Source organism: Devosia sp. (assembly GCF_030689745.1).
Lineage (GTDB): Bacteria > Pseudomonadota > Alphaproteobacteria > Rhizobiales > Devosiaceae > Devosia > Devosia alba.
Genome location: NZ_JAUYGL010000218.1, coordinates 1 through 12,426, shown reverse-complemented (window position 1 = coordinate 12,426; position 12,426 = coordinate 1). Strand labels below are relative to the sequence as shown.

Sequence of the window (12,426 nt, the reverse complement as noted above, 5' to 3'; positions counted from 1 at the left end):
GAGCATATAGCTATGCACAGTCCGGGACAGCCATATACAACGCCGAAGTCGGGCCATTCTGCTCCATTGCGGGTGATGTGGTTATTGGCCTTGGCGCCCACCCGACCTCGATGGTTAGCACCAGCCCCGTGTTCTACGATAATGATCAGCCGTTACCGCGCTTCTTCACAAAGGATCGGCAATTTACTGAAGTTCTTCCGAGAACAGTCATTGGTCCGGATGTCTGGATCGGTCAAGGGGTGATGGTCAAGGCAGGCGTTAAAATCGGCGCGGGCGCAGTGATTGGAGCCGGTTCAATAGTAACGAAGGATATCCCTCCCTATTCTGTTGCAGCGGGCAACCCTTGCCGTCCGATCCGTTTGCGCTTTACGGAGGATATCTGCCAGAAGCTGCTTGACTCCCGGTGGTGGGAATTCGATGAGGCCAGATTGGAAAAACTGGCTCCCCTGTTTTCTGACCCGGAGTCCTTTCTGGCCGAGGCGGAGCCGCGCGAATGAGCGGATTGCACACTCGCATCTTGAACAAGCTGTGGTCCTTATGGTTTGCGCTGGTCTATGGGCCGTCATTCAGAATGATCGGTCGAGGTTCATTCCTGTTCCGCCCCTTCCGGATTGACGGCGCAGACGGCATAGAGATAGGCCAGAAAACCATCCTGCAGCGGGGAAGCTGGTTGTATTGCTGTGGCGTTGGTGATGCGCCTGCTTCCTTGAAGCTTGGGAAAGGCTGTGTCTTTGGATACAACAATCATATTGCATCCGTGCGCGATGTAGTGATCGGGGACTATGTGCTCACGGCCAACAACGTTTATATCTCAGACAATCTTCACTGTTATGAGGACACCTCCAAGCCAATCATGCGTCAGCCGGTTCGGTTCAAGAGGGCGGTTGCTATCGGGGATGGTTGCTGGATCGGAGAAAATGCATGCATCATAGGCGCTCGCATCGGAAAGAATTGTGTAATCGGTGCCAACGCCGTGGTGACTTGTGACATTCCTGATTATTCCGTGGCTGTTGGCATCCCTGCTGTTGTGATCCGGCAATTCGACCCACATTCGCAAAAATGGATCAGTGTAAAACGCCCATGAAAAAGATAAAAGTTTTCAGCACACAATTCAATTATCAATATGGGAGCGTCATTCACTTTCCTTACAGCATTGCCTCTCTTGTAGCCTACCTCAAGTCATTTCCGGACTTGGAATCCCGGTTTCAATTTGAAAAAACCTTCGTTTTCAGAAATAAGTTTGATGAATATGTATCCAGGTGTACGGATGCCGATATTCTGCTTTGTTCCTGCTATACCTGGAATTGGGAAATAACAACCCGACTGGCCAGGAAGGTTAAGGAAAATAATCCGGATTGCACGGTGATATTTGGCGGACCCCAGGTTCCGCTTAATTACCAGGGCGATGTTCCTTTTACATGGGTAGCAAATTCCAAAGGTACTTTTTTTGCGGATTATCCCTATGTGGATATTCTGGTACACCAAGAAGGTGAAATCACGTTAAGGGATATTTTTACGGAATACACCAGGAATAAAGACTATTCAAAAATTAACGGATTGGAAACGAGTGATTTCAGAACCTTGCCTGCTGCCACCATTATGGATTTGGATACCCTGCCATCTCCGTATCTCACAAACCTGGTATGGGATCTGGTTGAACCTGTAGAAGGTGTGACTTACATCGCATCCTGGGAAACCAATCGTGGCTGCCCGTTCCAGTGCACTTATTGTGACTGGGGAAGCGCAACCAAAACGAAAGTCAGAAAACGGAGCATAGATACGCTGTTCAGGGAGATCGAGTGGTTTGCCGATAATAAAATTCCCTATGTAGATTGTTGCGATGCCAATTTTGGAATCTTTGCGGAAAGAGATTTGGCGCTGGCGAGAAAATTCAAGGAAGAAAAGCTACACAAAGGATACCCGGGCAGGGTCAGGCCTGCCTGGGTGAAAGCCTCATCGGAAAGGCTTATCCCTATCGCCAAGGAACTATTGGACGCAGATTTGTTGCGAGCAGTTACGCTCGCGGTTCAATCCCTGGATCCGACGACTTTAAAAACGGTCAAAAGAACCAACGTAAAGTTCGACACTTTTGCCAATCTGGTGCAGCAGTTCAGGGACCATAAGATCGAAACCTATACTGAATTCATCATGGGCATGCCCGGTGAAACGCTGGAGAGCTATAAAAACGGCCTGGAACAATTAATGGAGCTTTTCCCCCGGCCGGTAGTGTTTATCTATAACTGCGGGGTGTTTGTGAACGCCCCCATGAATGCCCCGGCTTATCTGAAAGAGCACGGCATCAAAGTAACCAAATCCCCGATTTATTTGTGGCATTCATCCATACACAACCGTGGAGATATCCCTGAATATGAGTACATCACAATCAGTGCGAACTCATTCTCCCTGAGCGATTTGAAGGAAATGTATCTGTATGGATGGACGACTCAGACTTTCCATAGCATGGGTGCACTGGAATATGTTGCCAAATTTTATAATCAGGTGTTCAAATTAAAATTCGTGACGTTCTACGAGATTTTCATCGAATACTGCAAGAGCAGTAACGGATCCATGTTCAACGCAGAATATGACATCGTGCGGAATTATATAGATACGGGATATTCTGGCGGGGGATGGGATCACTATGATCCGGACTTGGCTCCTATATTCTGGCCTATTGAAGAGGCCACATGGCTGCGGTGTGTAAGGGACAGCAGATTGCTCAACAGTGAGATTCTGGATTTCCTCGGATATTTGGAAGGAAAACAGGGGTTTGAAACTGATATTGGAGTAATTGAAGATCTGGTTCGTTTTCAAGTGTTCTTGTTATCTGTTATGGACCGGAAAGAACCCGTAAAGAAGCATATTGCAAAATATGCCTGGAAGGAGTTTCTGGTTAATGGCTGCGCAAGAATTGACGAGTTGAATGGCGCGATCATGGAATATTCCTGGGAAAACAAAGTAACAGAGAGTGACAAGGCGCAATGGTGCTATAAGGCGATATGGGTCGGCCGGAATCAGGGCAATTACAAGTGCCACCTCGAACATTTAAATGAAAACGCCATCGTTCAGCCCTGAATTTTGGCATCCGTTTTTGCAGCGGGGCGCATACCGGTGTAACCTCGTATCCAGACCGTCGCGGGAAGCCATGCAGGGTAAATTCTCAAAAAAATACTCCGAGAAAATATGATTCAAAATATATTGATTACGGGCGGGGCCGGCTTCATTGGGTCCAGGCTGGCTTTGCAGCTGGTTGCCAGAGGCCACAATGTGCGAGTGTTGGATAGTCTGGCACCACAGATTCACGGTGCTGAGCCAGAGTCTTCTACCTTGTTTCGTTCAATCCAGGGCAAGGTTGAATTCATCCGTGGCAGTGTGGCCAGCAGGAACGACCTGTTGAAGGCATTGCCGGGAATGGATACGGTCGTGCATCTGGCGGCGGAAACAGGCACCGGGCAATCCATGTATGCCATACAGCATTATTCCGATGTGAATATCGGCGGAACTGCCCTGTTGCTGGATATGATCGCCAATGAGCCATTCCCGGTCAAAAAGATCGTGGTGGCATCGTCACGTGCGGTCTACGGGGAGGGCAAGTATCACTGCAGCCAGCATGGTACGGTCTTTCCGTTCTTGCGGCAGGCTCAAAACATGGAGCAGGGGGATTTCGCTGTGCATTGTCCCTTGTGCGGTGTCCCGGCCCAGCTTGTTGCATCGGATGAGGAGACGCCTGTGCGTCCGGCATCAGTGTATGGGATCACCAAGTTGGCGCAGGAGCAGATGGTTCTAACGGTCGGCAAGGCCTTGGGAATTTCGGCGCTGGCCTTTCGCTACCAGAACGTATACGGGCCAGGCCAGTCACTTTCCAATCCCTATACAGGCATCCTGTCGATCTTCTCGACCCGGATTCGCAATAGGAGCGGCATCAATATTTTCGAGGATGGCAAGGAAAGCAGGGACTTTGTATATATCGACGATGTTGTTGCGGTGACTGCGAGAGGCATCGAGTATCAGGGACCGCTTGTGGATATGTTCAATGTCGGCTCCGGAGTGGCAACCGATGTGATGACGATTGCCGGCACCTTGCAACATCTGCTGGGCGGGAAGGTACCCATTGAAATTTCCGGGCAGTTCCGCGTAGGCGACATTCGCCACAATGTTGCTGACCTCACGAAAGTGCGAGCTATCCTCGGATTCGAACCTTCAGTGGGCATCGAAGAGGGCTTGAGCCGATTCATTGCCTGGGTCAATGGCGAACAGATACAGGTCGACCGCTATGAAGAAAGCCTCACGGAGCTCAGGAAAAAAGGGCTGTTTAAATGACCGATGCAGTGAAGCGCGGATTGGTCAGCGTCGTGGTGCCGAGCTACAACTACGCCCAATTCATAGTGAAGCGGATGGACAGCCTGATCAACCAGACCTACCAGGATATCGAGATTCTGGTCATAGACGATTGCTCCAGGGACAATAGCATTGAGGTGCTGCGAAGGTATGAGTCTCACCCCAAGGTCAGGCTGGTGGTTCGAGAGCAGAATGGCGGCTGGGTAGTGGTGAACAACCAAGGCGTGGAGATGTCTTCAGGTGAATTTATCATTTTCGCCCAGTGTGATGACGACTGCGATCCGCGCATGATCGAACGCCTAGTAGGAGCGATGAAAATTAATCCTACAGCGGGCATTGCATTCTGCCGCAGCCTGCTTGTTGATGAACATGATCGGTTATTGGGGGCTGACTTTGCCGGCAGAGAACGCTCATTTCGCACAAGATGCGCAACGGACACCTTGGTGACAGGCCTTGAAATTAGCCGCTTTCTGTTGCATTCATGCGTAATTCCCAACCTGAGTGCGGCGTTGATTCGGCGGGAATGCTTTTCCACCATCGGAAATTTTACTTCGTCCTATCGCGTAAGCGGCGACTGGGATTGGTTCTTCAGGGTTGCATCGCGCTACGATGTTGCATATGTTGCAGAACCGTTAAACAGATTTCGCCAGCACAAGACCACTATACGCAGCTCAACCAAGGGGCGCGTAATTTACGAGGAATATTTCCGCTTGCTGCTCGGGCAAATCAAGCTGCTGGAATTGACTTTTTTCGAGCGTTGCCGCTTGCGGACGCGTGTCATGTATCTGTGGGGCGCTCATCTTTTCTCTCAACCGCGGGCTGGATTGCGCAATTTTCCTTATCACCTGAGCAGGATTTTCCAATTGGATCCGCTCGCATTGGTATTCTTTGTGCCTGGTTTGGTATTGTGCGTCATCAAGATTGTCGGGAAGGCATATAACGGATCGAATCGAGTCAAGAGTGCGTGATTGAGCGTGCTTTCAAAAAGTTTGAGGGGAATTTACACTTGCGGTAGATATCAACAGGGGCGACTATGCTGTTAGCGGATAAGGTTGTTGTTGTTACGGGGGGGGCGGGTTTTCTTGGCAAGCAGTTCTGTGCCGCCGTGGCTGAGCAGGGTGGTATCGCAGTGGTGGCTGATATTGATGCAGAGGCTGCCGCACGCGTGGCAGAGGAAATCGTGTCGGCCTATCCGGGACATGCCGAGGCTGCTGCTCTGGATATTACAAGCCATGCATCGGTAAGTGCGCTTATCGCGGAACTCATGGAAAAGCATGGTCGCATTGATGCAGTGGTAAATAACGCTTACCCGCGTAACCGGAATTATGGCCGCAAATTGGAGGATGTGACCTATGAGGATTTTTGTGACAACGTAGACTCGCATCTGGGGGGGTACTTCCTCATGGCACAACAGTTCGGCTTGGCCTTTCGGAGGCAGGGTGGAGGCAATATCATCAACATGGCCTCTATTTATGGGGTGATGGCGCCCCGTTTCGAGGTTTACGCCGATACACCCATGACCATGCCGGTGGAATATGCCGCTATCAAGTCGGCGGTCGTCCAGCTGACCCGATACTTCGCGCAGTATTTTAAAGGAGATGGCATAAGGGTAAATTGCCTCAGTCCGGGCGGGATACTGGATGAGCAGCCGGAAGCTTTCCTTCAAAGATACAAGACATACTGCAACAGCAAGGGGATGCTTGACTCTCGGGATGTGAACGGCAGTTTATTGTTCTTGCTGTCTGACGCATCGCGCTATGTGACAGGACAAAACCTGATAGTCGATGATGGCTTTTCGCTTTAGACAATCTTACATTTTTCTTCGATAGTTGAATTAAGGAATACGCCGGGACGATGGATCATATGACTAAACCTCTCAAGACGGTAATTCTGTGTGGCGGGTACGGGACTCGCATCCGCGATGTGGCCGACAACATTCCAAAGCCGATGATCCCGATTGGGCGTTACCCGATCCTGTGGCACATCATGAAATATTACGCGAACTTTGGCCATCAGGATTTCGTGTTGTGTCTTGGATACAAGAGCCAAGTCATCAAGGATTTTTTTCTGAATTATGAGGCGCACACCAAAGATTTCACCATAACGCTGGGCAAGCGTGATGAGATGGAATTCCATACTGCGCATGATGAATCTGATTGGCGTGTGACGCTTGTTGACACGGGATTACAGGCCATGACCGGAGCGCGCATCGCGCGAATCCGGAAATATGTGGGTGACGACGATTTCATGCTGACTTATGGTGATGGCGTGGGAGATGTGGATATTGCGGCGTTGCTGGCGTTCCATCGTGCCCATGGCAAGGCGTTGACTGTAACGGGAGTGCGCCCGCCGGGCCGATTCGGGGAACTGGTTAGCGAGGGAGGGCGGGTAGTGGAATTCAATGAGAAACCACAAGCCAACGGCGGGCGGATTTCCGGCGGATATTTTGTCGCATCCGCTAAATTATTCGATTATCTTGATGATGCTGAAGACCTGGTATTCGAGCAGGAGCCGATGCGCAAACTGGTGGCTGATGGCGAGTTAATGGTATTCGAACATGATGGTTTCTGGCAGCCGATGGATACCAGCCGCGAGTACCAGTTGCTTAATGTGCTATATGAACAGGGGAAAGCACCGTGGGTAAAACAGTAACTACGGAGTTCTTGCCCGCTTTTGCCGGACGCCGTGTAATGGTCACCGGGCATACCGGCTTCAAGGGCTCGTGGCTGGCTTTCCTGCTCAAGGAGATCGGCGCTGAAGTGCTGGGCTACGCGCTTCCGGCGGAACTACCAGTGAGTCATTTTGCAGCCCTGGGCCTGGCCAAATCGATACGCCACGTCGAAGCCGATGTGCGCGACGGCGCGAGGCTTGCGGAAACCATGATGGCGTTCCAGCCCGAGTTCGTATTCCATCTGGCGGCACAGGCGCTGGTCAGGCCGTCTTATGCTGATCCGAAGACGACCTTTGAGACCAATGTGATGGGCTCGGTAAATCTACTGGATGCTGTGCGGCAGTGCGAGTCGGTTCGTTCCCTGGTTTATATCACCTCGGACAAATGCTACGAAAACCTGGAATGGGTGTGGGGCTACCGGGAGAATGATCGTCTGGGAGGGCACGATCCTTACAGTGCATCGAAAGCGGCAGCCGAAATCGCCTTCTCGGCTTATGCGCGCTCGTTTTTTGCGCATCGGCCGGAGCTGGGGGCGGCAACGGCGCGGGCCGGCAATGTGATCGGCGGCGGCGATTGGGCGGTGGACCGGATAGTTCCGGACTGCATCCGCGCTATCGGGGTGGGTAAGCCGGTGGTGCTGCGCAACCCCCAAGCTACCCGGCCATGGCAGCACGTGCTGGAACCGCTTGCCGGTTATCTGCTGCTCGCCGCACGCTTGCGGGAGCAACCCATGACTTATGCGGGTGCCTGGAACTTCGGCCCACCTTCCAGCGAGGTGCGTACCGTGCTGGAAGTGGCGGAACGTATCGTCGCTCGTTTCGGGCGCGGCAGTATCGTGATCGAGCCCGACGGGACAAAACAGCATGAGGCAAATCTGCTGCAACTGAATTGTGACAAGGCGCACCAGTTGCTCGGTTGGCGACCGCGCTGGAATGTAGAACAAACCCTGGCAGCGACTGCCGACTGGTACAAGGCAGTCATGGATGGCACCGAAGCATCCACGGTTACCCACCAACAATTGCGTGACTATTTTCCGGAGCTCAAATGATAGCAGGCGTTAAAATTACACCGTTGCGCCAGTTCCTCGATGAACGCGGCAAGGTGATGCATATGCTCAAGGTCGGCGACGCGGCCTTTCAGCAGTTTGGCGAGATTTATTTTTCCTGCGTTTACCCCGGTGCCATCAAAGGTTGGCATATCCACAAGGAAATGACGCTGAATTACGCCGTTCCTCACGGGCATATCAAGTTTGTGCTGTACGACGAACGGCCGGCAAGCACGACCCGGGGCGAGATCCAGGAAATTTTCATGGGGCCCGACAATCACTGTCTGGTGACCGTGCCGCCGTTGGTGTGGAACGGATTCAAGGGCATCGGGGACGAGACGGCGGTCGTCGCAAACTGCGCCACCATCCCCCATTCGCCCGATGAAATAGAGCGCCGCGATCCCTTTGATCCTTCGATCCCGTACGATTGGGCGCTCAAACATCGATGAGCAGACGTGTCCTGATTACCGGTGGCCATGGCTACCTGGGCGGGAGGATTGCAGTCGAGTTGGCGAACGACCCCGAATGGATCGTGCGGCTCGGCAGCCGCAAGGCGCAAGCCGCGCCGAGTTGGCTGACTCAGGCCGAAACGGTGTCTATGGATGTACTCGAGACTGGATCTTTACCAGCGGCAATGGCGGATGTACAGGCAGTGGTACATCTGGCGGCGATGAATGAGAACGAGTGTGTTATCGATCCAGGCAGGGCGATACTGGTCAATACGCTGGGAACGCTCAATGCGTTGCAGGCGGCAATTGATGCTGGGGTAAAGCAATTCATTTATTTCTCCACGGCGCATGTTTATCGCGCGCCGCTGGTGGGCAACATCACCGAGCAAACGCTGCCTAGGCCAATCCACCCCTACGCGATCACCCACCATGCGGCGGAAGACTTTATTCTGGCCGCGCATGACCAGAAAAAAATCACCGCTATCGTGGTGCGGCTGTCCAATGGCTTCGGCGCTCCGACCCATCCGGATGTCGATCGCTGGACGCTGCTCGTGAACGACCTTTGCCGCCAGGCGGTGCAGACCCGCAGGCTGGTTTTGCGCTCCAGCGGCCTGCAGCAGCGGGATTTCATCACGCTGACGGATGTCGCGCGAGCGGTAAGGCATCTGCTCGGGCTAAGCCGGGCAGACTGCGGGGACGGATTGTTCAATCTTGGCGGGAATAATCCGCTTTCGGTATGGGGTATGGTGCAGAGAATTGCCCGGCGCTGCCAGCTGACTCTGGGATATCTGCCCTGCATGGAACGGCCGGAACCGCAGCCTGACGAACAGGTTGACTCCTTGAACTACCACTCCGACAAACTTCAGAAAACGGGTTTCATGCTGCAGGGTAATCTGGACGAAGAGATTGACAGGACTCTGCTGATTTGTGCGCAGGCATGGGGGCGCAGCGCGGCATGATATCGCAGGCTAATCACGCAACAGTCCCGCGCGTATCGGTATTGATGACTATCTATAATGCAGAGCCTTATCTACGGGCCGCCATTGATAGCATCATCGGCCAGACATTTCTGGATTGGGAATTGATTGCCGTGGAGAACGGCTCAACGGATAAATCGATGTCCGTTCTGAAAAATTATGCTGATCCCAGGGTGCGGGTATTCCCACTGGAAAAAAATATTGGCCGGACTCCCGCGCTGCGTTTGGCCTTTGATCAGGCGCAGGGCGACTACATTGCCGTGCTGGACGCAGACGATATTTCATTGCCGGATCGCCTGGCGCGGCAGGTAGAGTTTCTGGATCTGCATCCTGATGTGGCGCTGGTGGGCTCATGGGCGCAACACATCGATGAGCATGGCAAGGTGTTCGGCGTATTCGAGCCGCCGGACAACCAGGAAGAACTGCAGGATTGTCTGGGATGGACCAATCCTATCGTGCACTCCTCGGCCATGTATCGACGCCATTTGGCGCAGGAGGTGGGCGGGTATCCTGAAGGCATAGTCTGGGCGCAAGACCTCGGGCTGACGCTGGCTCTGGCCCGGCGTGCCAAAATTGCCATGATAGCCGACCACCTGTGTCAGCTAAGAGTGCTGACCGCCAGCATGACGCGCTCCAGAAAAAATCAGATACTCGTTGCCAACGAGGCATTATTGCTGTTCAGGCGGGCAGCGGATACGCTGCAGTTGAGCGCCAAGGCACGCCGATTGAACCGCCGCGCAATGGCGATTGCAAAAATCAAGCTGGGCGTTGCCACCCTGAGGTCCGGCTCTTTCCGGGAGGGATTGAAAATGGTCCTGCATGGGTTTGTCGCGGCCCCGTCCGCTCTTTGGGGTAATGGACCCGTGCGCCGATTCTTCGGCGCAAAAGTCTGAGAGGGCGCTCCTGGCGTCACGAATTTGATGGATAGGCAAAGATGATAGCGGCAGTCACAGGAGGAACCGGCTTCATAGGAAAGAAACTGGTTGCACGCTTAGTCGAGCGGGGTGACACAGTGCGGTTGCTGACGCGCAGCCCGAACCTGCCCGATCACTCTTCCTTGCTCGAAATGCATGAGTGTGACCTGCTGACGGCGGAAGTCAGTGAGCTTTCGACCATGCTGGATGGGGTGGGCGTGCTTTATCATTGTGCAGGGCAGCTGAAGGAACCGCTTGCCATGAGGGCGTTGCATGTCGATGCGACGCGCAAGTTGGCAGAGGCAGCTTCGCGGAGAATCGGCCGCTGGGTGCAGTTGAGCAGTGTCGGGGTGTACGGATCGGTGCCAGAAGGTGCGATTACCGAGGATTCGGCTTTGAATCCGTTTGGTGAATACGAGATTACCAAAACCGAGTCCGATAAAATTGTCGTTGACGCCGCCAGCAAAGGCGGCTTCAGTTATTCGATTCTGCGCCCCTCAAACGTGTTTGGCGCGGAAATGGCTAATCAATCGTTGTTTGGCATGATTGCCATGATAGATCGGGGGCTTTTTTTGTACATCGGCAAACCTGGGGCGTCCGCAAATTATATTCACGTCGATAATGTGATTGAGGGGCTAGTCAGTTGCGGAACCATGCAGCAGGCAGAATGCAGGATATACAACCTGTCCGATCATTGCACTTTGGAACATTTTGTCGGCACAATAGCCACTAGGCTAGGCCGCCCCGCTCCACGGCTGAGGATTCCGGCGCCGCTTGCATATTTGGCTGGGGAAGTTTTAGGCGGAATACCCGGTTTTCCGCTTACCCGATCAAGAGTCGAGGCCATGGTTAACCGCTCGGTTTACCCTATATCACGCATTCAGCAAGAACTAGGCTATCACCACGTTACTTCAATGGAAGATGGGCTGCTGGAGCTGGTCGAGGCATACAAACAGCGGGCCGAACATCGGGGTGCGGAATGAAAAAACTCTGCTTTATCGCAACGGTTCCTGACGTAGTGCACTCCTTCCTCAAAGGGCATCTTCGCGCATCCGCAGCAAAGTGGCCGGTCACGATAGTTAGCAACCCAGCCGGCGCGGAGCTGCTGAACGATCTGGACGCCCGGTTCATACCATTGGCAATCAAGCGCAAGGCATCGCCCTGGCGCGACCTGCTGGTTTTGATCCAACTGACAATATTGTTCCGCCGCGAGCGGTTCGATCTGGTCCATTCCATCATGCCAAAAACCGGGTTGTTGGCGATGCTGGCCGGCTGGCTGGCCGGTGTACCCAATCGGATACATACCTTTACCGGGCAAGTATGGTCGAACAAGCGGGGGTGGAAGCGCGGCGTACTCAAACTGTTCGACAGGCTGATCGTATTATTTGCAACGCATATTCTGGTGGATAGTCCTTCGCAGAGAGATTTTCTGATATCTGAGGGCGTTTTGCCGCAAGGCAAAGGTGCGGTCATTGGCCATGGGTCGATCTGCGGCGTCGACGCTCAACGATTCCGCTTCAATGCCAAAGAGAGAGACGCGGTGCGAGCGGAGTTGAGTATAGCCCCGGAGCAAAACGTGATCCTGTTCCTGGGAAGATTAAACCGCGACAAGGGGATTCTTGATCTTGCCGCCGCATTTGCCGATATCGCATCGCATCGGGAGGATGTCGTGCTAATGCTGGTGGGCGCGGAGGAGGATGTCCCTTTTGCGCGTGTGCAGGAAATATGCGGGGTGCATCGCGAGCAACTGCGCAGAGTCGGCTTCATATCCGATCCGGAACGGTACATGTCAGCAGCGGATATTTTTTGCCTACCCAGCTATCGCGAAGGGTTTGGACAAGTCATTATCGAGGCCGCCGCGATGGGTGTGCCAGCGGTATGTTCACGAATCTATGGGATCACCGACGCAGTGGAAGACGGCAAAACCGGACTGCTGTTTCCGGCCGGAGATGCCGCCGCGCTTACACAGGCGCTGCTGAAGCTGTTGGAAGATCGTGATTTGCGTCAACAAATGGGCGAGGCGGCACGAGTG

General features: G+C 53.3%; 13 protein-coding genes. All 13 read left to right on the top strand.

All coding sequences use genetic code 11. From position 1 onward, the window contains the following. Positions 1 to 497 (top strand): CatB-related O-acetyltransferase (locus Q8O80_RS19070; protein ID WP_305582234.1); only part of this gene is annotated, 497 nt, incomplete at its 5' end. Continuing rightward, a complete protein-coding gene (locus Q8O80_RS19065; RefSeq protein WP_305582232.1) occupies positions 494 to 1,084 on the top strand; it encodes a DapH/DapD/GlmU-related protein in 591 nt (196 codons plus the stop codon). The genes Q8O80_RS19070 and Q8O80_RS19065, both read left to right, overlap by 4 nt. Beyond that, positions 1,081 to 3,075, top strand: a complete 1,995-nt coding sequence (locus Q8O80_RS19060) for a radical SAM protein (protein WP_305582230.1) — start codon at positions 1,081 to 1,083, stop codon at positions 3,073 to 3,075. Before Q8O80_RS19065 ends, Q8O80_RS19060 begins: the two co-directional genes overlap by 4 nt. 108 nt (positions 3,076 to 3,183) lie before the next feature. Further along, positions 3,184 to 4,320, top strand: coding sequence for an NAD(P)-dependent oxidoreductase (locus tag Q8O80_RS19055; protein ID WP_305582228.1), 1,137 nt, complete (start codon positions 3,184 to 3,186; stop codon positions 4,318 to 4,320). Then, positions 4,317 to 5,306 carry a glycosyltransferase gene (locus tag Q8O80_RS19050; RefSeq protein ID WP_305582226.1) on the top strand — a complete coding sequence of 330 codons (990 nt, stop codon included), beginning with the start codon at positions 4,317 to 4,319 and terminating at the stop codon, positions 5,304 to 5,306. Before Q8O80_RS19055 ends, Q8O80_RS19050 begins: the two co-directional genes overlap by 4 nt. A gap of 65 nt (positions 5,307 to 5,371) precedes the next feature. Next, positions 5,372 to 6,142: an oxidoreductase gene (locus tag Q8O80_RS19045; protein WP_305582224.1), complete on the top strand. Its 771-nt coding sequence runs from the start codon at positions 5,372 to 5,374 to the stop codon at positions 6,140 to 6,142. Between the two features lie 59 nt (positions 6,143 to 6,201). Then, positions 6,202 to 6,990 carry a glucose-1-phosphate cytidylyltransferase gene (rfbF, locus tag Q8O80_RS19040; protein ID WP_305582222.1) on the top strand — a complete coding sequence of 263 codons (789 nt, stop codon included), beginning with the start codon at positions 6,202 to 6,204 and terminating at the stop codon, positions 6,988 to 6,990. Then, entirely contained in the window at positions 6,975 to 8,057 is a 1,083-nt protein-coding gene (gene rfbG / locus Q8O80_RS19035; RefSeq protein ID WP_305582220.1) for a CDP-glucose 4,6-dehydratase, read from the top strand. The genes rfbF and rfbG overlap by 16 nt, the downstream gene beginning before the upstream one ends. Next, on the top strand, positions 8,054 to 8,503 hold the full coding sequence (locus Q8O80_RS19030) for a dTDP-4-dehydrorhamnose 3,5-epimerase family protein (protein ID WP_305582218.1): 450 nt from the start codon (positions 8,054 to 8,056) through the stop codon (positions 8,501 to 8,503). Before rfbG ends, Q8O80_RS19030 begins: the two co-directional genes overlap by 4 nt. Next, a complete protein-coding gene (locus Q8O80_RS19025) occupies positions 8,500 to 9,462 on the top strand; it encodes an NAD(P)-dependent oxidoreductase (RefSeq protein WP_305582216.1) in 963 nt (320 codons plus the stop codon). The genes Q8O80_RS19030 and Q8O80_RS19025 overlap by 4 nt, the downstream gene beginning before the upstream one ends. Continuing rightward, positions 9,459 to 10,373: a glycosyltransferase gene (locus Q8O80_RS19020; RefSeq protein WP_305582214.1), complete on the top strand. Its 915-nt coding sequence runs from the start codon at positions 9,459 to 9,461 to the stop codon at positions 10,371 to 10,373. Before Q8O80_RS19025 ends, Q8O80_RS19020 begins: the two co-directional genes overlap by 4 nt. 41 nt (positions 10,374 to 10,414) lie before the next feature. Next, positions 10,415 to 11,377, top strand: coding sequence for an NAD(P)-dependent oxidoreductase (locus tag Q8O80_RS19015; protein ID WP_305582212.1), 963 nt, complete (start codon positions 10,415 to 10,417; stop codon positions 11,375 to 11,377). Beyond that, the coding region (locus Q8O80_RS19010; RefSeq protein WP_305582210.1) for a glycosyltransferase family 4 protein at positions 11,374 to 12,426 on the top strand (1,053 nt) is incomplete at its 3' end. The genes Q8O80_RS19015 and Q8O80_RS19010, both read left to right, overlap by 4 nt.